Origin of the sequence: Pseudomonas sp. zfem002 (genome assembly GCF_032621685.1) — a bacterium.
In the GTDB taxonomy this organism is placed as follows: Bacteria; Pseudomonadota; Gammaproteobacteria; order Pseudomonadales; family Pseudomonadaceae; genus Aquipseudomonas; species Aquipseudomonas japonica.
In genome coordinates, this window is the sequence record NZ_JAVYJH010000007.1 from 32844 (window position 1) to 55321 (window position 22478).

Sequence of the window (22478 nt, forward strand, 5' to 3'; positions counted from 1 at the left end):
GATTGGGCTGTGCCGCTATCTGCCTGGAATGTTTCGCAAGGCGACTGAAATATTGATTTATGTCAATTTTGTGGCGTATGCCGATTTGTTTTTCTTTTTTGTCAAACTATTGACCCGGCGATCGCCATCCTAAACAATCGTCCCATTAATGTCACATTGATATTGCGATAGGTGAAGACCCTACAAACTGTGATGGGGTTCTCATTAGGAAGTTTCCGACACGCGGTTTCTTTTTATAGCCACTTTCTGGCGGGATGCCATGTTTTGCTCTGATGTGGGACACGGTGTCCCTAGGGAAGAAAAACCAAATGCGTCTGTTCGCTTTCACCGCCGTACCCCTCGTTCTGCTTTCCACCCTCAGCACTGCACAAACCCTGCCGCAAGCCATGCAACAAGCCCTTGAAGCACACCCGGAAGTCCAGGCCGGGGTGAACGGGCGTCTGGCTGCGGACAGGCAGGTGCGGGTCGCCGAAGGCGGTTACCTGCCCAAGGTCGATGTCCTGGCCGGCTATGGCCGGGAAAGCACCGACAGCCCGAGCACCCGTGCCACGGCCGGCGATCACCGGGAAACCCTGAATCGCAGCGAATCCAGCCTGCGCCTGCGGCAGATGGTGTTCGACGGCTTTGCCACCTCCAGCGAAGTCGGTCGTCAACAGGCCACCGCCAATGCCCGGGCGTATGCGCTGTTGGACACCAGCGAGCGCACAGCGTTGCAAACGGCGAGGGTCTACATCGACGTGCTGACCCGCCGCGAGATGGTGCGCCTGGCTGAAGACAACCTGCGCAGTCACGAACGCATCTACGACCAGATCCAGTTGCGTACCTCCCGCGGCGTCGGCCGCCTGGTCGACATGGACCAGGCCGAGGCACGGCTGGCCGGTGCAAAAAACAACCTGCTGACGGAACAAACCAACCTCGCCGACGCACAAACCAATTACCTGAGCGTCGTAGGGCAACTGCCCGATGAACTGAGCCCGCCCGCGCCGTTCATCGATCTGCTGCCGGCCACGCTGCAGGAAGCCCGCCTGCAGATGGTCGAGAGCAATCCGGCCCTGCGTTCGGCGGAATCGGACATCGCCGCCGCGGACAAGCAGTACGACGCAGCCAGGTCGCGGTTCTACCCGCGCTTCGACGCCGAGCTCGAGCGCGCCGCGAACAACGACGTCGATGGTGTGAATGGACACAACAACGAGTGGCAGGCCATGTTGCGCATGAGCTTCAACCTGTACGACGGCGGCAGCGACAAGGCCGACCTGGAATCCAAGGCCTACATGGCCAGCCAGGCGCTGGATATTCGCAACAATGCCTTGCGTCAGCTCAATGAAGAGTTAGGCTTGGCGTGGAACGCTATGCAGAACGCCGACGCGCAGGTCCCGATCGCCCAGCAATATGTCGATCACAGCAGCAAGGTGCGCACCGCCTACCAGAGCCAGTTCAGCCTGGGTGAGCGGACACTGCTCGACCTGCTCGACAGCGAGAACGAACTGTTCACCGCGCAGCGGCGTCTGGCTGAAGTCAAAAGCGTTCAACTGTTTACCCAATACCGGATCAAGGCGACCATTGGTCGGTTGCTCAAAAGCCAGGGAGTCGTGGCGCCAATGGCAACGGTCGTGCAGAACGATCTCAAGCCCAAGGTGAACCTGCCCGGACTCAACTGAGATCCTGTCCTTCACCAGCCAGCAAGAGAGTTCGCGTGGAATCAGAAGTCAGTCGAACCCAGCTCACCCAGGATCCGCGAAGCCAGCACGACGATCCGCTGCTGGACAGCCTGCTGTCGCTTTGCGTGTTGCACCAGAAACCGGCCAGCCGGGCCATGCTCACCACCGGCCTGCCACTGCCGGCGCAGCGCCTGAGTCCCGAGCTGCTGTCGCGGGCAGCGGCCCGCGCCGGGCTGCAGGGGCGTCTGTTGCAGCGCAAGCTGGAGCAGATCCCGAGCATCGCCATGCCGGCCATGCTCCTGCTCAAGGACGGGCGCAGTACCGTCCTGCTCGGCTGGGAGAACGAGAACACCGCGCGCCTGCTGCTCAGCGAGAGCGACGGCGGTGAGGTGCATGTCAGTCGCGAGGCGCTGCAGAGCGACTACGCCGGGCGGGTGTTCTTCGCCCAGCCGCAGCACAAGTTCGACGTCAACCACGGCAACCTGATTCCGCGGGCGCGCTCCTGGTTCCGCGATACCCTCAAGCGCTCGAAGTGGCTGTACGCCGACGCGGTCGCCGCCAGCCTGATCATCAACCTGATCGCCATGGGCGCGCCGCTGTTCGTGATGAACGTCTACGACCGCGTGGTGCCGAACCAGGCCACCTCGACCCTGTGGGTGCTGGCCATCGGGATCACCGGTGCCTACATCTTCGACCTGATCCTCAAGGGCCTGCGCAGTCTGTGCCTGGATCTCGCGGGGAAAAAGACCGACCTGATCATTTCCGCCACGCTGTTCGAGCGCATCGTCGGCATGTCGATGAAGTACCGTCCCGCGCGGGTCGGCAGCTTTGCCCAGAACATCCACGAGTTCCAGGGCCTGCGCGACTTCCTCGCCTCGCTGACCCTGACCAGCCTGATCGACCTGCCGTTCACCCTGCTGATCCTGCTGGTGATCGGCATCATCGGCGGGCACCTGGTGTGGATTCCGGTGGTGGCCTTCCCGCTCGCCCTGGGCATCGGCTATGCCCTGCAGAAACCGCTGACGGCGACCCTGGAGCGGACCATGGCCCTGGCCTCGGAGCGCCAGTCGAGCCTGATCGAGACCCTCGCCGGCCTCGACGCGGTCAAGGTCAACAACGCCGAAAGCGAACGCCAGTACATGTGGGAGCAGACCATCGGCACCCTCAGTCGCCTGGAACTGCGGGTGAAGGTGCTGTCGGGCCTGGCGATGAACATCACCCTGCTGATCCAGCAGATGGCCGGGGTCGCCCTGATCTGCTTCGGTGTCTACCAGATCATGGACGGCAAGCTCAGCATGGGCGGCCTGATCGCCTGCTACATGCTCAGCGGCCGTGCCCTCAGCCCGCTGGGCCAGCTCGCCGGCTTGCTGACCCGTTACCAGCAGGCCAAGGTGACCATGGTCTCCACCGACCAGATGATGGAACTGCCGCAGGAGCGCAACTTCGAGGAGCGTCCGCTGAGCCGCCAGGTGCTGCAGGGCGCCATCGAGTTCCGCAGCGTCGACTTCACCTACCCCAACCAGCAGAACCAGGCGCTCAAGGGCATCAGCCTGAGCATCCGTCCGGGCGAGAAGGTCGGCATCATCGGCCGCAGCGGCTCGGGCAAGAGCTCGCTGGCCAAGCTGGTGGTCGGCCTGTACGAGGCCGACGGCGGTTCCCTGCTGGTGGACGGCGTGGACATTCGCCAGATCGACGTCAGCGAGCTGCGCCACAACGTCGGCTACGTGCCGCAGGACATCCAGCTGCTCGCCGGTACCCTGCGCGACAATCTGGTCAGCGGCGCGCGCTACGTCGAGGACGAGATGGTCCTGCAGGCCGCGGAGCTGGCCGGCGTCCACGAATTCGCCCGGCTCCACCCGCAGGGCTACGAGCTGCAGGTCGGCGAGCGTGGACAGAACCTTTCCGGCGGCCAGCGGCAGAACGTCGCCCTGGCCCGGGCGCTGCTGCTCAACCCGCAGATCCTGTTGCTCGACGAGCCCACCGCGGCGATGGACAACACCGGGGAAGAGCGCCTCAAGCAACGCCTGCAGGCGGTGATCGAGCACAAGACCATCGTTTTGGTGACCCACCGCGCCTCGCTGCTGTCGCTGGTGGACCGGTTGATCGTCGTCGATCGTGGACAGATCGTTGCGGATGGCCCGAAAGCCGCCGTCATGGATGCGCTGAAGAAGGGGCAGATCAGTGTTGCTTAAGTCAGGAGTGGGGCGCTTCAGGGATGTCCTGCGCGGTTATTTCAAGGGTTCGCCGTCGTTCGGCCAGGAGCCGCTGCCCGAGGTCAACAAGGCGCTGGTCGAGGATGCTCCACGTATCATCCGCCTGACCATCTGGGGCATCATCGCCTTCTTCGTGTTTCTCCTGCTGTGGGCCAACTTCGCCGTGCTCGATGAAGTCACCCGCGGCGACGGCAAGGCCATCCCGTCGTCGAAACTGCAGAAGATCCAGAACCTGGAGGGCGGTATCGTCGCCCAGATCTATGCCAACGAAGGCGAGATCGTCGAGGCCGGCGCGCCGTTGCTGCGCCTGGATGACACCCGCTTCGTCTCCAACGTCGGCGAGACCGAGGCCGACCGCGTCGGCCTGGCCCTGCGGGTCGAGCGCCTGAGCGCCGAGGTCGAGGACCGGCCGCTGAACATCGACGCCGAACTGCGCAAGGCCGCCCCGAGCCAGGCCGCCAGCGAGGAATCCTTGTACCAGAGCCGTCGCCAGCAACTGCAGGATGAGATCGGCGGCCTGCAGGAGCAGCTGGTACAGCGCCAGCAGGAACTGCGCGAGTTTTCCTCCAAGCAGGCCCAGTACCGCAACAGCCTGCAATTGCTGCGTCAGGAAATCGCCATGTCCGAGCCGCTGGTGGCCCAGGGCGCGATTTCCCAGGTCGAAGTGCTGCGCCTCAAGCGTGCCGAAGTGGAAAACCGCGGTCAGCTGGACGCCACCTCGCTGGCGATTCCGCGGGCCGAGTCGGCGATCAAGGAGGTCGAGCGCAAGGTCGACGAGACCCGCGGCAAATTCCGCAGTGACGCCCTGACCCAGCTCAACGAGGCACGCACCGACCTGAACAAGACCCAGGCCACCGGCAAGGCCCTGGAAGACCGCGTCAGCCGGACCCTGGTCACCTCGCCGGTGCGCGGGATCGTCAAGCAGGTGCTGGTCAACACCATCGGCGGGGTGATCCAGCCGGGCAGCGACCTGGTGGAGATCGTGCCGCTGGACGACACCCTGCTGGTGGAAGCGCGCATCCGTCCGCAGGACATCGCCTTCCTGCACCCGGGGCAGGAGGCCATGGTCAAGTTCACCGCCTATGACTTCACCATCTATGGCGGACTCAAGGCCAAGCTGGAGCAGATCGGTGCCGATACCATCACCGACGAGGAAGGCAACACCTTCTACCTGATCAAGCTGCGCACCGAGCGCAGCCACCTGGGCACCGACGAGAAGCCGCTGCTGATCATCCCGGGGATGGTCGCGTCGGTGGATATCATCACCGGCAAGAAGAGCGTGCTGAGCTACCTGCTCAAGCCGATCATCCGCGCGCGGGCGGAGGCATTGCGCGAGCGTTGACCCACTGCAGGCGGATGGGACTTCGTAGGAGCGCGGCTTGCCCGCGAAAGGACCGCGCAGCGGTCCCAGACTCGCTCTGGCGACACCATTTCTGGACCGCTACGCGGTCCTTTCGCGGGCAAGCCACGCTCCTACGAGAGAGAAATACCCAGTCTCGGTGCGGATGGGGTCAGAGGAAGGTGACCTGGCCACCCTCCAGGGATTTCACCCGGGCCAGCGACTCCACGCGGTAGCCCTGCGCGTCCAGCTCGGCGCGGCCGCCCTGGAACGACTTCTCGATGACGATCCCCAGGCCGGCCACGGTGGCACCGGCCTGCTTGATGATCGAGATCAGCGCCTGCGAGGCCTTGCCGTTGGCCAGGAAGTCATCGATCACCAGCACGCGGTCGCTGCTGTTGAGGTGACGCGGCGAGATGGCCACGGTGTTCTCGGTCTGCTTGGTGAAGGAGTACACCGACGCGGTCAGCAGGTTTTCCGTCAGGGTCAGGGACTGGTGCTTGCGCGCGAAAATCACCGGCACGCCCAGCTTCAGGCCGGTCATCACCGCCGGGGCGATACCCGAGGCTTCGATGGTGACGATCTTGGTCACGCCGGAATCGGCGAACAGGCGGGCGAACTCGTCGCCGATCAGTTGCATCAGCGCGGGGTCGATCTGGTGGTTGAGAAACGCATCGACTTTCAGGACCTGATCGGAAAGCACGATGCCTTCTTCGCGAATCTTCTGGTGCAGTGCTTCCACGGGTGTTTCCTCGGATGTAAGCAAAAGGCCCCGGCACGGGCCAGGGCGATTGAAAGGGTGGATTATCTAACGTTTGAGCATGGCACGGATATCGGCAAGCGCCGTATTGCCGCGTGCGGCCTTGACCTCGACGGGCGCATCGTCCAGCCCTTCCCAGGCCAGGTCGTCCGCCGGCAACTCATCCAGGAAGCGGCTCGGCGAACAATCGATGATCTCGCCGTACTGCTTGCGCTTGGCGGCGAAGGTGAAGGCCAGGGTCTGGCGTGCCCGGGTGATGCCGACATACGCCAGGCGGCGCTCTTCCTCGATGGTGTCGGCTTCGATGCTGGAGCGGTGCGGGAGGATTTCCTCCTCCATGCCCATGATGAACACGTAGGGGAATTCCAGGCCCTTGGACGCATGCAGGGTCATCATCTGCACGCCCTCGGCGCCTTCTTCCTCTTCCTGCTGGCGCTCCAGCATGTCGCGCAGCACCAGCTTGCCGATGGCGTCCTCGATGGTCATGTCGCCGTCCTCGTCCTTCTCCAGCGTGCTTTTCAGCGCGTCGATGAGGAACCAGACGTTGCCCATGCGGAAGTCCGCGGCCTTGTCGCTGGAGCTGTTGCTGCGAATCCAGTTTTCGTAATCGATGTCCATCACCATGCTGCGCAGCGCGGCGATCGGGTCTTCCAGGGCCACCTGCTCGCGGACCTTGTCCATCCAGCGCTTGAAGCGCTCCAGGCGCTCGGTGAAGCGGGTGTCGAGGTGCTCGCGCAGGCCCAGCTCCTCGCTGGCGGCGTACATCGAGATCTTGCGTTCGGTGGCGTAGTTGCCGAGTTTTTCCAGGGTAGTCGAGCCGATTTCCCGGCGCGGCACGTTGATCACCCGCAGGTAGGCGTTGTCGTCGTCCGGGTTCACCAGCAGGCGGAAGTAGGCCATCAGGTCCTTCACTTCCTGGCGGCCGAAGAAGCTGTTGCCGCCGGACAGGCGATACGGTACCTGGTGGTGCTGCAGTTTCAGCTCGATCAGCTTGGCCTGGTAGTTGCCGCGGTAGAGGATGGCGAAATCGCTGTACGGGCGGTCGGTGCGCAGGTGCAGGCTGAGGATTTCCATGGCCACGCGCTCGGCTTCGGCTTCCTCGTTCTTGCAGCGGATCACGCGGATCTCGTCGCCGTGGCCCATCTCGCTCCACAGCTGCTTCTCGAAGGCGTGCGGGTTGTTCGCGATCAGTACGTTGGCGCAGCGCAGGATGCGGCTGGTGGAGCGGTAGTTCTGCTCCAGCATGACCACCTTCAGCGACGGGTAGTCTTCCTTGAGCAGCATCAGGTTTTCCGGCCGCGCGCCGCGCCAGGCGTAGATCGACTGGTCGTCGTCGCCGACCACGGTGAACTGGTTGCGCGTGCCGATCAGCATCTTCACCAGCAGGTACTGGCTGGCGTTGGTGTCCTGGTATTCGTCCACCAGCAGGTAGCGCACGCGGTTCTGCCACTTTTCGAGGATGTCGCTGTGTTCCTCGAACAGCTTCACCGGCAGCAGGATCAGGTCGTCGAAGTCCACCGCGTTGAACGCCTTGAGCGTGCGCTGGTAGTGCATGTAGACGATGGCGGCGGTCTGCTCCTTGGGGTTGCGCGCCTTTTCCAGGGCCTCGGGGGGCAGGATCAGGTCGTTCTTCCAGGCGCCGATCATGTTCTTGATCTCGTCGACGCCGTCGTCCCCGGAGTACTCCTTCTGCATGATGTCGGTCATCAGCGCCTTCACGTCGGTTTCGTCGAAGATCGAGAAACCGGGCTTGTAGCCCAGGCGCACGTGTTCCTTGCGGATGATGTTCAGACCGAGGTTGTGGAAAGTCGAGACCGTCAGGCCGCGGCCCTCGCCCTTGCGCAGCAGGGTGCCGACCCGCTCCTTCATCTCCCGCGCGGCCTTGTTGGTGAAGGTCATGGCCACGATGTACTGGGCCCGGATCCCGCAGTTCTGGATCAGGTGGGCGATCTTGCGGGTGATCACGCTGGTCTTGCCGGAGCCTGCGCCGGCGAGTACCAGGAGCGGGCCGCCGACGTAGTTCACGGCTTCTTGCTGCCGGGGATTGAGTCGGGACATGAGGTGAACCGGGGGTGGCTGAAAAATAGCCGCGCAGTTTAACAGGGCTTGGTCTTCATGGCGCGACCGTCTGACAGTGTGACGCAGCACAATATCTAAATTTGCCGGCTCTGCTACTTTCCATCAGGATGCGCCTCCAAATGGATAGATTTTCCTTGGGCGCGAGCGCTTGTCTCAAGTGAAAATCATTTACATTAGTGCGGTTGTAACAAATGATTCGTCCCGCGCCCCGTCTGCGTTCGCGTGTTGCCAACTAAGGAGAGAGCTTGTCTACGCCTGCCGAACCGTTGCGTTTGCTTCTGCTGGCTGAGGAACCCGAGTGGGCGACTGCTCTCGGCGAATCTCTGCTGCCGCTGGCGGGCGCCGCGGTATTGCTGACGGCGCCGAGCTGGGAGTCGGTGGACAGCCTGTTCGCCCGCGACCGCAACGCCGTGGTACTGACCACCCCCGGACGCCAGCCGGCGCCAGGGCGCTGCGACCTGCCCATGGTCCTGCTGCTCGATGCCGAACCGGCCAAGGCGCCGCCCGGGGTGAGCGACTGGCTGGTACGCGGCCAGCTGGGCAGCGACATCGTGCGCCGCTGCCTGCGCCATGTGCGCGAGCGCGGGGTGCTGGAGTCGACCCTGCAGCGCCTGGCCGAGGAAGACCCGCTCACCGGCATCGCCAACCGCCAGGGCTTCCAGACCCTGCTGGCGGCGCGCCTGGCCGAGAACGAGGGGCGTGGCGTGGCCCTCGGGCACCTCGACCTCGACAACTTCCGGCATGCCAACGACGCCCTCGGTCACCAGGGCGGCGACCGCCTGATCCTGCAGGTGGTGGGCCGCCTGAAAAGCCAGCTGGAGGCCGGTGACCGCGTGGCGCGCCTGGGCAGCGACGAATTCGCCCTGCTCATCGACACCCGCCGCGAGCCGCAGCGGGCCGAGCGCATGGCCGAACGGATAGTCGAAGCCCTGGCCGAGCCCTACTGGATCGATGGCGAGAGCCTGCTGATCGGCTGCAGCCTTGGCGTTGCCCATGCCCGCGCGCAGGCCGGCGCCGACCCGCTGATGTGGCACGCGCACATCGCCATGCAGCAGGCCAAGGGCGTGCACGGCTGCACCTATCACGTCTTCGACGAGCGCATAAACCGCAACGCGCGCAGCCTCGCCGATCTGGAAAGCGAGCTGCGCCGCGCCCTGCGCCGCGACGAGCTGGAACTGCACTACCAGCCGCGCCTCGACCTGGTCGAAGGCCGCATCGTCGGTCTGGAGGCCCTGGTGCGCTGGCGCCATGGCGAACGCGGCCTGCTGCCGCCCAGCGAGTTCGTGCCGCTGGCCGAGCAGAGCGGGCTGATCGTGCCGCTGGGCTACTGGGTGATTTCCCGCGCCCTGCGTGACATGCAGATTCTGCGCGAGCGCGGCCTGATGCCGTTGCACATGGCGGTGAACCTGTCGTTCCGCCAGTTCCAGGACAGCCAGTTGCTGGCGACCCTGAGCCGGTTGATCGTGCAGCACGGCGTCGATGCGCGCTGGCTGGAGTTCGAACTGACCGAAACCGCGGTGATGCGCCGCAACGACCTGGTCAAGCAGACCATGGACGCCCTCGGGCGGCTGGGTGTGCGCTTCTCGCTGGACGACTTCGGTACCGGGTTCTCGTCCTTCGTCCACCTCAACAGCCTGCCGATCGCCCTGCTCAAGGTGGACCGCAGCTTCGTCGGCGGGATGGAACTGCGCGAGGAGAACCGCAAGCTGGTCCACGCCATGATCAACCTGGCGCACAACCTCCATCTGGAGGTGGTCGCCGAGGGTGTGGAGACCGAGGAGCAACTGGAGCTGCTGCGCAGTTTCGGCTGTGATCAGGTGCAGGGTTACCTGATCAGCAAGCCGCTGGCGATCGAGCCGCTGGTGGAGTACCTGCTGCTCAATGCGGCGCAGAAGCCGGTGGCGTTGTAACCCGCGAAATCGCGCCTCTCCCCGTAGGAGCGCGGCTTGCCCGCGAAAGGACCGCAAAGCGGTCCCGGATACCGGTGCAAGTTGGGACCGCCTTGCGGTCCTTTCGCGGGCCAGCCGCGCTCCTACGGGGCCGGCCGCAATTCCAGCGAGCTGCCCACTCCACCGATCATCCGCTTCATCCGCCACTCGAACGCCAGGGTCAGACTGACCGCCGCGAACGCCAGCCCCAGCGCCAGCCCCCACCAGACCCCGACCGCGCCCATCCCCAGCGGGAACGCCATGATCCACGCCGCCGGCGCGCCGATCACCCAGTAGCTGAACAAGCCCACCAGGAACGTCGTCTTGGCATCCTTGAGCCCGCGAATCGAACCCATGGCGACCGTCTGGATCCCGTCGAACAGTTCGAACCACGCCGCGACCATCAACAGGCTCACCGCCAGGTGGACCACCCCGGCGAACGCCGGATCCTCCAGGTCGAGGAACAAGCCCACCAGCGCCTCCGGCATGACCCAGAACAGCACCGAGAAACCGAGCATCACCGCCGCGCCGAAGCCGATCCCGACCCGTCCGGCCTGGCGCGCCGCCAGCAGTCGATCCGCGCCATAGTGCAGGCCGACGCGCATGGTCACGGCATAGGACAGCCCCGCCGGAATCATGAACGCCGTCGAGACGATCTGCAGGGCGATCTGGTGCGCGCCCAGCTCGGTGCTGCCCATGGTGCCCATGCACAGCGCGGCGAAGGCGAACAGGCCGACTTCCACGGTGTAGGTGCCGCCGATCGGCAGGCCCAGGCGCCACAGCTCGCGCAGCGCCGGCAGCGACGGCCGGGCGAGGTTGCGGCGGATCGGATAGGGCGCATAGGCCGGGTGGTGGCGGACATGCAGGGCCAGGGCGATGGCCATGGCATTGGCGACCAGCGCCGTGACCAGGCCGATGCCAACCAGGCCCAGTTGCGGCAGGCCGAACATGCCCTCGATCAGCGCATAGTTGAGCAGGAAGTTGACCACGGTCCCGACCAGGCTGATGACCATCACCGGCGACGAGCGCCCCAGCGCGCTGGTAAAGCCGCGCAGGGCCATGAAGGTCAGGTAGCCGGGCAGGGCGAAGGGCAGCAGGAGCAGGAAGTGGCTGGCGTGCTCGACGTTGCCCGGGGTCTGGCCGAGGAGCAGCAGCACCGGTTCCAGGTTCCACAGCACCAGCGCCGCCACCACCGCCATCACCCAGGCCAGCCACAGCCCGGCCTGGGTCAGGCGGGTGGCGCCCGCGGCGTCGCCGGCGCCGTGGCGGATGGCGACCAGCGTGCCCACCGCGGCGATCACGCCGAGGCAGAAGATCGACACGAACGAATAGCTCGCCGCACCCAGGCCACCGCCGGCCAGGGCCTCGGGGCTGATCCTGGCCATCATCAGGGTGTCGGTGAGCAGCATCAGCATGTGCGCCAACTGCGAGGCAATCAGCGGCCCCGCCAGCCGCAGCAGTGCCTTGAGTTCATGGGTGGGCGCCGCCTGCATGATCGCTGTCCTTGTGAACGTGACTGACAAGCCGCCAATTCTCGACCTTTGCGTCAAGATCCACAAAAGGATAAAAACGATCATTGGCATGAGTAAAACTCATGCGAAGATGCTGCCTCGGAGGTCTGCCATGTCCAATCGTCTTCCCCCGCTGTATGCCCTGCGCGCCTTCGAGGCCGCCGCGCGGCACAGCTCGTTCACCCGTGCGGCGGATGAGTTGAACATCACCCAGAGCGCGGTGAGCCGGCACATTCGCACCCTCGAGGAACATTTCGCCTGCCGCCTGTTCGTGCGCAATGGCCGTAGCCTGCAGCTCAGCGAGGCGGCGCGGCTGCTGCTGCCCGGCGTGCGCGAAGGGTTTGCCGCGCTGGAGCGGGCCTGCGGCACCTTGCGCAGCGAGGAGGGCGTGCTGCGCATGAAGGCACCGTCGACCCTGACCATGCGCTGGCTGCTGGCGCGGCTCAGCCGTTTCCGTCATCTGCAGCCGGGCAACGAGGTGCAGCTGACCAGCGCCTGGATGGATGTCGATCATGTCGATTTCAACCAGGAGCCTTTCGACTGCGCGGTGCTGCTGGGCGACGGGCATTTCCCGCCGGACTGGGAGGTGAGTCGGCTGTTCTCGGAGCTGCTGGTGCCGGTGGGGGCTCCGGAACTGCTCGCCGAAGGCCCCTGGACCGTGGCGCGCCTGGCCGCCTGCGAACTGCTGCACCCGACCCCGGACAAGCGCGACTGGCGCACCTGGCTGGCGCGCATGGGCCTGAGCGAGGAGATTTCGCTCAAGGGCGGCCAGGTTTTCGACACCCTGGAACTGGGTATGATCGCCGCGGCCCGGGGCTATGGCGTGTCCATGGGCGATCTGCTGATGGTCGCCGAGGACGTAGCCCAGGGGCGCCTGAGCCTGCCGTGGCCGGCAGCGGTGGCCAGCGGGCTGGATTATTACCTGGTCTGGCCGCGTACCCGCCCCGGCGGCGAGCGCCTGCGTCGGCTCAGCGATTTCCTGCAGGGCGAGGCGCGGGCGATGCGCCTGCCGGAGGTGGAGATGCTGCAGGCCAATGAAGGCGGCAGCGGCGAGTGATCGGGTCAGGCCAGCGCCGACAACCCCAGGGCTGCGGCGCAGGCACCGAGTGAGCGCCGCTCGGTCTCGGCATACAGCGCCAGCTCATCCTGCACCCGCTGCCCCAGCGCCTCCTCGAATGCCTCGCGGTTGGCATTGCTGCCATATTCCGCCTGGCCGTCATCGCCAAGATTGGACTGGAAGATCCCGGCGGCACTGACCGGCAGGAAATCCTCGTAGACCAGCGCTTCGTAATGGACATGCCCTGCGTCGATCAACCCTTGCAGCGTGGTCGGCCGTTGCGCCGCGTCGCGGGCGGCCAGTCCCCTGTCGGTGGCGAAGTAGCGGAAGTACGCCAGCCCTTGCTCGCGCATCTGCCGCAGATCGTCGGGGAAGGCGCGGAACTGCTCGGCCAGCAGGCTCATGTAGCGCTCTGCATTGTGCTCGGCCGGGGCGCCACCGAGCGCCTCGCGGGTGGCGTCGAGCAACTGGTCGTAGAGCTGGCGCCCCTTTGGCGTCAGCGCCGCGCCACGCTGCTCGATCTCGCCGAAGCGCGCGGTGTGGCTGCCGTCGGCATCGTGGAACGCGATGGATTCCTGCAGCGCCTTGAAGCTGGTCTGGCGCAGCAGGATCGGGTGACGGCGGGTTGGCGGGCCTTCGATCACCGCCTTGGGTGGAATGCCCCTGGCCGGCATGCCCAGCTGGATCAGGTCGATATCCAGGGTACGCGGGGTCAGGTGGTTGATATGCGGGCCTTTGAAGGCCACCACGTCGGCGATCAGGCGGTGCTGGTCGTGCAGTTGCTTGTACTGCTCCGCGGTCACCGTGGCTTGAGGGTGCCAGCGGAAGGTGTGCAGGGCTTCGCTGACGAAGGCCTCGGCCTCCGCATCGCTCAGGCCGCCATCGCGCTCGCTCTGCGCAATCAGTTCCAGCAGGCGGGGCGTGAAGATCTGGCGTTCTTGCAGGATCGACCCGGCCAGTTCGCGCAGGGCCGGGTCGTCGATCAGTTCCAGGCGCAGCAGCGAGGTGAAGACCCGGAACGGACTGGCATGCAGGGACTGCTCGTGCACCGGGCGGAACGCCGTGGAATGCACCGGCACCCCGGCGCAGCTGAGGTCGTAGTAGCCGACCGGGTGCATGCCCATCACCGCGAACAGCCGGCCGATGGTCGCCAGCTCGCTCGCCGTGCCGACGCGGATGGCGCCGTGGCGTTCCTGATCGAGGCGTTCGATCTCGCCGGTCCAGCGCAGCGCCTCGGCGACTTCGGGACGCGCCGCCATCACCTGGCGATTGACCTCGCTCACCAGCGCCAGCAGCGTGCCGTAGAGCGGGACCTCCTGCTTGTACATGAGCGACATGGCGGCGGAGAACCGCGCGCGGATGTTGTCCGGGCTGACGAGATCTTGAGCGGGCATCGCGGGCTTCCTGGTGAGTGGTCGGGCACTCATACATGAAAGCGAGGAATGCTGATCGACTTCAAGCGAAAAAAAGTCGAGCAGTCATTCCAAAAATTCAGGCTTTCTCGGCCGCCACCTGCTCCGCGATCCAGTCCACCAGGCTACGCACCTTGGGCACCTCGGCGGCGTGCTCGGAGAAAGCGAGGAAATGCGCGCCATTGCTGCGCATGCGATGCGGCCAGGGCACCACCAGCTTGCCCTCGGCCAGGTCGGCAGCGGCCAGGTAGCTCGGCACCAGGGCCACGCCGCAACCTGCCTGGGCCGCGCTCAGGCACATATGGAAGGTGTCGAAGCGCGGGCCGTGGTAGCTGTTGGGCGAGTGCAGGCCCTGTTCGAGAAACCACTCGTGCCAGGCTTCAGGGCGCGTGGTGCTCTGCAGCAGGACCTGGTCGGACAGTTCGCTGGCGTCGGTCAGCGTGCGCCCCTGCAGCAGCTCAGGCGCACACACCGGCAGCACCTCTTCGCCGAACAGCTCGATGCAGGTCGCCCCCGGCCAGGTGCCCTGGCCATAGAAGAACACCACGTCGGCCTTGGCCTGGAGCAGCGAGAACGGCTCCATCTCGTTGCGGATATCCAGGTGGATATTCGGGTGGCGCTTGCCGAAGCCTTTCAGGTGCGGGATCAGCCAGCGCACGCCGAAGCTCGGCTGGGTGGCGACCTTGAGCACTTCGGTCTGTTCGCCGTAGGACATGATGTAGCGGCTGGACATGTCGACCTGGGTCAGGATCTTGTTCACCTCGGCCAGGTACAGGGCGCCGGCCGGGGTCAGTTGCAGGCGGCGGCGGATGCGCAGGAACAGGTGATGACGCAGCATTTCCTCCAGTTGCGCCACCTGCTTGCTCACCGCGCTCTGGGTCAGGTGCAGTTCCTCGGCGGCACGGGTGAAGCTCAGGTGCCGGGCGGCGGCTTCGAAGCACTGCAGGGCGGCCATCGAGGGCACCAGGCGTTTGGACATAGCGGCATCTCCAGGCCGAAAGATCATTACCTGACGGAATGATGTGCGGAATAAACGTCGTTTGTTGCCGTGTAGTGATCGGATTAATACTGATCCACGACAATGATTACAACCTCTCACCGCCTTGCAGGAGAACAAAATGGTTGATGGACTGCTTGACCGCCTGGGTGTCCCGGCCAGCGCCTACACCACGGGCAACCATCCCGTTCACACCCCGATCGACGGCAGCGTGATCGCTTCGGTGCAACTGGAGTCGGCGGCTTCGGTCGGGGCCAGGATCGAGCGCGCCCAGCAGGCCTTCGAGGCCTGGCGCAACGTGCCGGCGCCGCGTCGCGGTGAGTTGATCCGCCTGTTCGGCGAGGTGCTGCGCGAGCACAAGGCCGACCTCGGTGAACTGGTCTCGGTGGAAGCCGGCAAGATCACCCAGGAAGGCTTGGGCGAAGTGCAGGAAATGATCGATATCTGCGACTTCGCCGTGGGCCTGTCGCGCCAGCTCTACGGCCTGACCATCGCCTCCGAGCGTCCTGGCCACCACATGCGTGAAAGCTGGCATCCGCTGGGCGTGGTCGGGGTGATCAGCGCCTTCAACTTCCCGGTCGCGGTGTGGGCGTGGAACACCACCCTGGCCCTGGTCTGCGGCAACGCCGTGGTGTGGAAGCCGTCGGAGAAGACGCCGCTCACCGCACTGGCCTGCCAGGCCCTGTTCGAGAAGGCACTGGCCAGGTTCGGCGATGCACCGCAGCACCTGAGCCAGGTCATCATCGGTGACCGCGACGCTGGCCAGGCGCTGGTGGACGATCCGCGCGTGCCGCTGGTCAGCGCCACCGGCAGCACCCGCATGGGCCGTGAAGTCGGTCCGCGGGTCGCCGCGCGCTTCGGTCGCAGCATCCTCGAACTGGGCGGCAACAATGCCATGATCCTCGCCCCCAGCGCCGACCTCGACCTGGCCGTGCGCGCCGTGCTGTTCAGCGCCGTCGGTACCGCCGGGCAGCGCTGCACCACCTTGCGCCGGGTGATCGTGCACCGTTCGGTCAAGGACGAAGTGCTGGCCCGGGTTCAATCCGCCTACGGCAAGGTGCGTATCGGCGATCCCCGCCAGGGCAACCTGATCGGGCCGCTGATCGACAAGGCCTCGTTCCAGGCCATGCAGGACGCCTTGGCGCGTGCGCGCGACGAGGGTGGCCAGGTGTTCGGTGGCGAGCGCCAGTTGGCGCAGCAGTACCCGAATGCCTACTACGTCGCGCCGGCCATCGTCGACATGCCGGGGCAGACCGAGGTGGTCCGTCACGAGACTTTCGCGCCGATCCTCTATGTGCTGACCTACGATGATTTCGAGGAAGCGCTGCGCCTGAACAACGAGGTGCCGCAGGGCCTGTCCTCGTGCATCTTCACCACCGACCTGCGCGAGGCCGAGCGTTTCCAGAGCGCGGCAGGCAGCGACTGTGGCATCGCCAACGTCAATATCGGCACCAGCGGCGCGGAGATCGGTGGCGCCTTCGGTGGCGAGAAGGAAACCGGCGGCGGGCGTGAATCGGGGTCGGACAGCTGGAAGGCCTATATGCGCCGGCAGACCAACACGGTGAACTACTCCCGTGAGCTGCCGCTGGCCCAGGGCATCGTGTTCGACTGAGGGCCCGACGATCCTCTGCAGGAGCGAGCTTGCTCGCGAAGGGCCGCCCAGCGGCCCCAGATAACAAAACCAATATCTGCTCCGGGGACCCACCCATGCCCGATCTGCGTCAACAATGCCTGTGGGAATACGTCACCCCATCCGCGGCCCCCGCTTCGCCGTTGGTCAGCGCGGCCGTGGCCGACGTCTGCGTCATCGGCGGTGGCATCACCGGTCTCAGCGCCGCCCTGCACCTGCTCGAGCAGGGCAAGTCCGTGGTCCTGCTGGAAGCCTGTGACATCGGCAACGGCGGTTCCGGGCGCAACGTCGGCCTGGTCAACGCCGGCACCTGGATCCGCCCCGACGATGTCGAAGCCACCCTCGGCCAGCAACAGGGCAGTCGCCTGAACAAGGTTCTGGGCGAGGCACCCGCGCAAGTCTTTGCCCTGATCGAGCGCCTCGGCATCGACTGTCAGGCGCGCAACCAAGGCACCCTGCACATGGCGCACAACGCCACTGGCGTCGCCGACCTGCAGGCCCGCCACGAACAATGGACCCGCCGCGGCGCCGATGTCGAACTGCTCAGCGGCGCCCGCTGCGAGGAATACTGCGGCACCACGCAGATCTCCGCCGCGCTGCTCGACCGCCGCGCCGGCACCATCAACCCCATGGCCTACACCCGTGGCCTGGCCGCGGCCGTCGAGCGCCTGGGGGGGCGGATTCATGCGCAGTCGCCGGTGCAGGGCCTGGAGCGCGCCGGCAACCAGGGCTGGCTGGTGAAGACCGCGAAAGGCTCGGTGCAGGCCGAAAAAGTGGTGATCTCCACCGGCGCCTACACCGAAGGCGACTGGACCGACCTGCAACGCCATTTCTTCCGCGGCTACTACTACCAGGTCGCCTCGGCGCCGCTGCACGGTGCCGCCGCCGACAACGTGCTCAAGCACGGCCAGGGCTCCTGGGACACCCGCACCGTGCTCAGCAGCATCCGCCGCGACGAGCAGGGCCGCCTGCTGCTGGGTAGCCTCGGCCGGGTCGACAACAAGCCGGCCTGGTTCATCCGCAGCTGGGCCGACCGCATCCAGAGTCACTATTTCCCGCAACTGGGCAAGGTCGAGTGGGAAATGCACTGGACCGGCTGCATCGACTTCACCCCGGATCACCTGATGCGCCTGTTCGAGCCGGCGCCGGGGATCGTCGCGGTCACCGGTTACAACGGCCGTGGCAACACCACCGGCACGGTGATCGGCAAGGCCTTCGCCCAGTTCCTGCTGGAGGATGATCCTGCCACATTGCCGATCCCGTTCTCGCCGATGAAACCGGTGGCGGTGCCGGCGCTGCGCACCGGTTTCTACGAGACCGGGTTCTCGCTGTATCACGCCGGGCAGTGTCTGCGCGTGGTGCTCTAGACCTTGCGCTGCAGCCAGTTGAGGAACCCGCCTTTCTTGATCGTGGCGGGTTTCTGCAGCAGCAACGACTGGCTGTTTTCCTGACGCAAGCGCTGCAGCTTGCTCAGCGCCGCCTTCACCTCGTCGCGCTGCTCCAGGCAACTGCGGACCTCGGCCTTGTCGATGCGATAGAGCAGGCAACTGGTCAGGCTGCGGAACTCGGCGCTGGAGGCGTCAGCGTCGAGCAGGCCCTCGACCCCCAGCACTTCGCCCGGGCCCATGCGTCCGGCTTCCAGCAGGCGCTCGCCGTCGCGGACCGAGGCCGAGACCACGCCGGTGCCGATCACCAGGACGTGCGCGGAGGCTTCGTCGACGCCGAGGATCACCTGGTCCGCCGGGTACTCCACGGCGATCATGCGCTGGCTGAGGCTGTCCTTTTCCTCGCTGCTCAGGGCGCGGAAGATGCGCACGTCTTCCAGCAGATTGCGTTGGCGGCTCCAGGGGCGCAGGTCGCTTTCCGGGTTCCAGATCACGCCGGCGGCGACCAGGTGGCGATGGGCCAGGTCGAACATCTGGTTGCGCACACTGGTTTTCTGGCCCATCGAGGCGACGAAACCGCTGGCTTCGTACTCCACCGACTCCAGGCTGGAGCTCTTGATCGTCGCCTTCGGCGCCGGGTTGGTCAGCAGCGCGCTGCTGCCTTGCAGGGTTTTCTCCAGGGCATCCAGGACCTTGCGCGGGCGCACGCTGGCCGGTACCACCACGCTGATGGACACCCCGTGAACATCGTTGGGCCGGCTGAAATTGAGCAGCTTCGCCTTGGCCGCCACCGAGTTGGGGATCACCGCCATGCTGCCGTTGCCGGTCAGCAGGCGGGTGGCGCGCCAGTCGATATCGATCACCTTGCCCTCGGTGCCGTCGATGCTGATCCAGTCATCGAGCTGATAGGGGCGGGTGGTGTTGAGGACGATGCCGGAGAACACATCGCTGAGGGTGCTCTGCAAGGCCAGGCCGATGACGATCGCCATCACCCCGGAGGTTGCCAGCAGGCCCTTGACCGGTAGCTGCATGACATAGGCCGCGGCGGCGACGATCGCCACCAGGAAGATCACCGCGCCGAGCACGTCCTGGAGCAGGCGGCCGGTGTGGCCGCTGCGGGAAATCAGGACCAGGCCGAGGACCACGGTGAGCGTGCGCGCGGCGAACAGCCACCAGACGATCTCCAGTACCGTCGCCACCAGGTTGCGCGCCACGTCGTCGGGCCAGGGCGGGGGCTGCAGGGGGCTGATGCCGGCGCTGATCAGCACCGCCGAAAACAGCAGGAACGCCAGCACTCGGGACGCCGTGCGCCAGTTGCGCTGTTCCAGGGGAATGGCGCGCCAGAGCAGCAGGTCGAGTAGGAGCAGGGTGATGCTGATCAGCAGGGCGTGGTCCTGGATGAAGGTGGGCATGGGGCTCTCACGGTGCGGGGTGCTTTTGGGGACCGCTAGGCGGTCCTTCGCGGGCAAGCCGCGCTCCTACGGGGTCATCGCGCAAAACGGGGTCTTGCCGCCCCCCCGTAGGAGCGTGGCTTGCCCGCGAAGGACTGCGAAGCAGTCCCCGACTGTCCCAACTGTCATTCGAAACAACAGATTTCACAATGCCTTGTAGCCGTTTTCTGTCAGTAGTTTCTGAATCATACTTCGCGGCCTGTTGCTCTGTTGCGCCGGCCTGGCTGGCTGCCTAGCCTCTGTCGGTCGCTGATTTTCAGCGACCGGGTGTCGCAGCCCAGAGCATAGCCAGAACCTCATCTCAGTCTTCGGTCGATCACTGTCGGCCTGTCCTGTCATGGCGGTTGTGCGCGGGGCACCTTCGGGTGCGCCGGTTCCTATGCCCGGTCTGCGAACCCGCGTACAGCTGCCACCCATTCGTTTCGCAGCGCTATGGCGGCAGCTTCACCGCATAGGAGTTGCGCAATGAAAAAGCCCGTCCCCGATCCGCCGCCCTTCGATTTCTCCCGGTTCAGCACCTCTGGTACGTCATTCGGTCCGCATGATTTCCATGGCAACTGCATGTTCATGGTGCGTGAGGGCATTTGCACTGAAGACGCGCTGGTCCATGCCTGCCTGCTGCTCAGTTGCCTGCGGGCCTCCGCCTGCGATGCCGCGCAACACCTGACCGCCAACGACCACGCCCTGGTGATCGGCCTGGCCCAGCAGGCTGAGATGGCCAAGGCGCTGGTGGACTCGGTGCTGGCGGGGTTCATTCGGAACGGCAGCAGCAGGCAAGAGTAATCAGCTCTCCTGCCCCGCCGGCCGATACTGCAATGCCTCGGCCAGATGCTCCCGGCGAATGTTCTCCACTGCTTCCAGATCCGCCAGCGTCCGCGCCACCTTGAGCAGCCGGTGCGCCGCCCGCAGCGACAGGGTCAGCCGCTCGCAGGCGGTTTCCAGCCACTGCTCGTCGTCTGTGGACAACCCGCAATGTCGACGTAGCCCGGGCAGGTCGAGAAAGGCGTTGGCGCAACCCTGGCGCTGCTGCTGAAGCGCGCGGGTCAGGGCGACCTGTCGGGCTAGGGTGGCGCTGTCGGGACCGTCGTTGTGGCTGGGCGAGAGCGCGGTGGCTTCGCGGGCGACGGTGAGGTGCAGATCGATGCGGTCGAGCAGCGGGCCGGACAGCTTGTTGCGGTAGCGCTGGATCATCTCGCTGCTGCAGCGGCAGCGGCCGGTGGGATCGCCAAGATAGCCACAGGGGCAGGGATTCATCGCCGCGACCAGCTGGAAGCGCGCCGGAAACCGCACCCGGTCCCGCGCCCGCGCCACCACGATCTCGCCGGACTCCAGCGGCTCGCGCAGCACTTCCAGGACCCGGCGTTCGAATTCCGGGAGCTCATCCAGAAACAGCACACCGTGGTGAGCCAGGGTGATTTCCCCGGGGGTTGGACGAGAACCCCCGCCGACCAGCGCGGGCCCGGATGCCGAGTGATGCGGGTGCCGAAACGGTCGTTGCGGCCAGCAATCCAGCGGCCTGGCATCGGCCACCGACTGGATCGCCGCCACTTCCAGCGCTTCGCGCTCGTCCAGCGGCGGCAGCAGGCCGGGCAGGCGACTGGCGAGCAGGGTTTTCCCGGTCCCGGGCGGCCCGCTGAACAACAGGTTGTGCGCCCCCGCCGCCGCCACCAGCAGCGCCCGCTTGGCGGCAATCTGGCCCTGCACTTCACTGAGGTCCGGATAGGGCCGTGGATTCAGCAGCAGACCATTGGCCTGATACGGCTGCAGCGGTTGCTGCCCGCTGAAATGCCCGACCAGTTCCAGCAGATGCTCCGCCGCATACACCACCAGTCCGGAGGCCATGCAGGCCTCCTCGGCATTCGCCTTCGGCACCACCAGCGCCCGCCCGGCATCGCGTGCGGCGAGGGCCGCCGGCAGCACACCCTGTACCGGTCGTACCGCACCGGACAGCGCCAGTTCGCCCAGGCACTCCACCGTCTCCAGCGCCGCCAGGGGAAACTCGCCATTGGCGGCGAGCAGGCCCAGGGCGATGGCCAGATCGAAACGCCCGCCATCCTTGGGCAGGTCTGCCGGGGCGAGATTGAGGGTGATGCGCCGCTGGGGAAACTCCAGCTTTGAATTGACGATCGCACTGCGCACCCGGTCCTTGCTTTCCTTGACCGTGGCCTCCGGCAGGCCGACCAGCGTGAGGGTCGGCAAACCGTTGGCCAGATGCGCTTCGATGAGGACGGGCGGGGCCAGCACGCCCACCTGGGCGCGGCTGTGGACGAGGGCGAGGGACATGAACACTCCATGATCGTTGCGGGGCCGCGTCGTGCGGCCTTGCAAGGATAGTGGCGGGTCCGTGGGGCGGACCGTGCAGAGTGCTTCGGCGTATTTCCCCGGGTAGCAAGTCCACACTGGCCGATGCGACGGGGATCGAAAGCGAGGAGAGGATTCCCGAAGCCGTTTCAGCGGGGTTGAAGTGTACGGGGCATCGACGGTGGCCAGCGCCGACGGCACTGGCCGCAGCGCAGCGCTTATTCGCTGGCGAGGGGATTCAGGCGGGCTTCGAGTTCCTCGACCTTGGCTTCCAGGGCTTCGAGGCGGGCGCGGGTGCGGGCGAGGACGACCATCTGGCTGTCGAATTCCTCGCGGCTGACCAGGTCCAGTTTGCTGAAGCCGCTTTGCAGCAGGGCCCGGAACTGGTTCTCCAGTTCGCCACGCGGCTGTGCGCTGTCGTTGCTGAACAGGCGCGAGGCCTGGTCGCTCAGGGCATCGAGAAAGGCTTTCGGCGCGAGCATGGTCGGCGCTCCTGTTTCGAAAAGAGGGCCGGCAGTGTAGCACGGGGCAATCTGCGGCTTTCGCTGCACACTTTTTGCGCATCTGCCGCGCCGGGTGCGCACCGTTGTTGTGCGTCGTTTTGCCTGCTGGCGACTGGCCAAGATCGGGTTTTGCACCCAAGTCTTTGTAAATTGGCGTTTTCCCGGACATGGCACTGTTTCTGCTAAGACCATCGTGACCCATGCACTGATGCAGTCCCAGGACGAAGCAGTGCTCAGGCGGAGCGAAGACACGA

At 65.7% G+C, this 22478-nt stretch carries 16 protein-coding genes; 8 read left to right on the top strand and 8 right to left on the bottom strand.

What is annotated here, in order from left to right; genetic code table 11:
• The first annotated feature begins 308 nt into the window (after positions 1-308).
• The 3 genes from RTI28_RS10630 to RTI28_RS10640 are packed head-to-tail and all read left to right on the top strand — an operon-like array spanning position 309 to position 5213.
• Positions 309-1658, top strand: a complete 1350-nt coding sequence (locus RTI28_RS10630) for a TolC family outer membrane protein (protein WP_316920409.1) — start codon at positions 309-311, stop codon at positions 1656-1658.
• Positions 1659-1693: 35 nt separating this feature from the next.
• The gene (locus RTI28_RS10635; protein WP_316920410.1) at positions 1694-3850 is read left to right on the top strand and encodes a type I secretion system permease/ATPase; all 2157 of its coding nucleotides are present in this window, start codon (positions 1694-1696) and stop codon (positions 3848-3850) included.
• Positions 3840-5213, top strand: coding sequence for an HlyD family type I secretion periplasmic adaptor subunit (locus RTI28_RS10640; protein WP_316920411.1), 1374 nt, complete (start codon positions 3840-3842; stop codon positions 5211-5213). The genes RTI28_RS10635 and RTI28_RS10640 overlap by 11 nt, the downstream gene beginning before the upstream one ends.
• 169 nt (positions 5214-5382) lie before the next feature.
• Here the strand turns inward: RTI28_RS10640 and RTI28_RS10645 are convergent, their stop codons facing one another.
• Positions 5383-5952, bottom strand: coding sequence for a xanthine phosphoribosyltransferase (locus RTI28_RS10645; RefSeq protein ID WP_042120998.1), 570 nt, complete (start codon positions 5950-5952; stop codon positions 5383-5385).
• 66 nt (positions 5953-6018) lie between these two features.
• Positions 6019-8028, bottom strand: a complete 2010-nt coding sequence (rep, locus tag RTI28_RS10650) for a DNA helicase Rep (RefSeq protein ID WP_316920412.1) — start codon at positions 8026-8028, stop codon at positions 6019-6021.
• A gap of 266 nt (positions 8029-8294) precedes the next feature.
• On the opposite strand from rep, the gene RTI28_RS10655 reads away from it, so the two are divergent.
• Positions 8295-9959 (top strand): bifunctional diguanylate cyclase/phosphodiesterase, encoded by a 1665-nt coding sequence (locus RTI28_RS10655; protein WP_316920413.1) that lies wholly within the window; start codon positions 8295-8297, stop codon positions 9957-9959.
• Between the two features lie 122 nt (positions 9960-10081).
• Here the strand turns inward: RTI28_RS10655 and RTI28_RS10660 are convergent, their stop codons facing one another.
• Positions 10082-11470, bottom strand: a complete 1389-nt coding sequence (locus RTI28_RS10660; protein WP_316920414.1) for a NorM family multidrug efflux MATE transporter — start codon at positions 11468-11470, stop codon at positions 10082-10084.
• Positions 11471-11600: 130 nt separating this feature from the next.
• Here RTI28_RS10660 and RTI28_RS10665 point away from each other — a divergent pair, with 130 nt between their 5' ends.
• A complete protein-coding gene (locus tag RTI28_RS10665) occupies positions 11601-12545 on the top strand; it encodes a LysR substrate-binding domain-containing protein (protein ID WP_316920415.1) in 945 nt (314 codons plus the stop codon).
• A gap of 5 nt (positions 12546-12550) precedes the next feature.
• On the opposite strand, the gene RTI28_RS10670 is transcribed toward RTI28_RS10665, so the two are convergent.
• Together RTI28_RS10670 and RTI28_RS10675 are read right to left on the bottom strand one after the other, a co-directional pair.
• Entirely contained in the window at positions 12551-13939 is a 1389-nt protein-coding gene (locus tag RTI28_RS10670; protein WP_316920416.1) for a VOC family protein, read from the bottom strand.
• A gap of 97 nt (positions 13940-14036) precedes the next feature.
• On the bottom strand, positions 14037-14936 hold the full coding sequence (locus RTI28_RS10675; protein ID WP_316920417.1) for a LysR family transcriptional regulator: 900 nt from the start codon (positions 14934-14936) through the stop codon (positions 14037-14039).
• 139 nt (positions 14937-15075) lie between these two features.
• Here RTI28_RS10675 and RTI28_RS10680 point away from each other — a divergent pair, with 139 nt between their 5' ends.
• Complete coding sequence (locus RTI28_RS10680) at positions 15076-16566, top strand: aldehyde dehydrogenase family protein (protein WP_316920418.1); 1491 nt, start codon at positions 15076-15078, stop codon at positions 16564-16566.
• Positions 16567-16661: 95 nt separating this feature from the next.
• The gene (locus RTI28_RS10685; RefSeq protein WP_316920419.1) at positions 16662-17951 is read left to right on the top strand and encodes an FAD-binding oxidoreductase; all 1290 of its coding nucleotides are present in this window, start codon (positions 16662-16664) and stop codon (positions 17949-17951) included.
• Here the strand turns inward: RTI28_RS10685 and RTI28_RS10690 are convergent.
• The gene (locus tag RTI28_RS10690) at positions 17948-19381 is read right to left on the bottom strand and encodes a mechanosensitive ion channel family protein (RefSeq protein WP_316920420.1); all 1434 of its coding nucleotides are present in this window, start codon (positions 19379-19381) and stop codon (positions 17948-17950) included. The genes RTI28_RS10685 and RTI28_RS10690 overlap by 4 nt on opposite strands.
• A gap of 504 nt (positions 19382-19885) precedes the next feature.
• Between RTI28_RS10690 and RTI28_RS10695 the strand changes: the two genes are divergently transcribed.
• Positions 19886-20203: a DUF6124 family protein gene (locus RTI28_RS10695; RefSeq protein WP_042121009.1), complete on the top strand. Its 318-nt coding sequence runs from the start codon at positions 19886-19888 to the stop codon at positions 20201-20203.
• On the opposite strand, the gene RTI28_RS10700 is transcribed toward RTI28_RS10695, so the two are convergent.
• A complete protein-coding gene (locus RTI28_RS10700) occupies positions 20204-21703 on the bottom strand; it encodes a YifB family Mg chelatase-like AAA ATPase (RefSeq protein ID WP_316920421.1) in 1500 nt (499 codons plus the stop codon).
• A 236-nt stretch (positions 21704-21939) separates the two neighbouring features.
• Positions 21940-22203 carry an accessory factor UbiK family protein gene (locus RTI28_RS10705; RefSeq protein WP_316920422.1) on the bottom strand — a complete coding sequence of 88 codons (264 nt, stop codon included), beginning with the start codon at positions 22201-22203 and terminating at the stop codon, positions 21940-21942.
• Positions 22204-22478: the final 275 nt, after the last annotated feature.

Excerpts from the sequence above, each read along its gene's own strand:
- RTI28_RS10630 (WP_316920409.1), top strand. The coding sequence starts at position 309 with ATGCGTCTGTTCGCTTTCACCGCCGTACCCCTCGTTCTGCTTTCCACC.
- rep (WP_316920412.1), bottom strand. The coding sequence starts at position 8,028 with ATGTCCCGACTCAATCCCCGGCAGCAAGAAGCCGTGAACTACGTCGGC.
- RTI28_RS10660 (WP_316920414.1), bottom strand. The coding sequence starts at position 11,470 with ATGCAGGCGGCGCCCACCCATGAACTCAAGGCACTGCTGCGGCTGGCG.
- RTI28_RS10665 (WP_316920415.1), top strand. The coding sequence starts at position 11,601 with ATGTCCAATCGTCTTCCCCCGCTGTATGCCCTGCGCGCCTTCGAGGCC.
- RTI28_RS10670 (WP_316920416.1), bottom strand. The coding sequence starts at position 13,939 with ATGCCCGCTCAAGATCTCGTCAGCCCGGACAACATCCGCGCGCGGTTC.
- RTI28_RS10675 (WP_316920417.1), bottom strand. The coding sequence starts at position 14,936 with ATGTCCAAACGCCTGGTGCCCTCGATGGCCGCCCTGCAGTGCTTCGAA.
- RTI28_RS10680 (WP_316920418.1), top strand. The coding sequence starts at position 15,076 with ATGGTTGATGGACTGCTTGACCGCCTGGGTGTCCCGGCCAGCGCCTAC.
- RTI28_RS10685 (WP_316920419.1), top strand. The coding sequence starts at position 16,662 with ATGCCCGATCTGCGTCAACAATGCCTGTGGGAATACGTCACCCCATCC.
- RTI28_RS10690 (WP_316920420.1), bottom strand. The coding sequence starts at position 19,381 with ATGCCCACCTTCATCCAGGACCACGCCCTGCTGATCAGCATCACCCTG.
- RTI28_RS10695 (WP_042121009.1), top strand. The coding sequence starts at position 19,886 with ATGAAAAAGCCCGTCCCCGATCCGCCGCCCTTCGATTTCTCCCGGTTC.
- RTI28_RS10700 (WP_316920421.1), bottom strand. The coding sequence starts at position 21,703 with ATGTCCCTCGCCCTCGTCCACAGCCGCGCCCAGGTGGGCGTGCTGGCC.
- RTI28_RS10705 (WP_316920422.1), bottom strand. The coding sequence starts at position 22,203 with ATGCTCGCGCCGAAAGCCTTTCTCGATGCCCTGAGCGACCAGGCCTCG.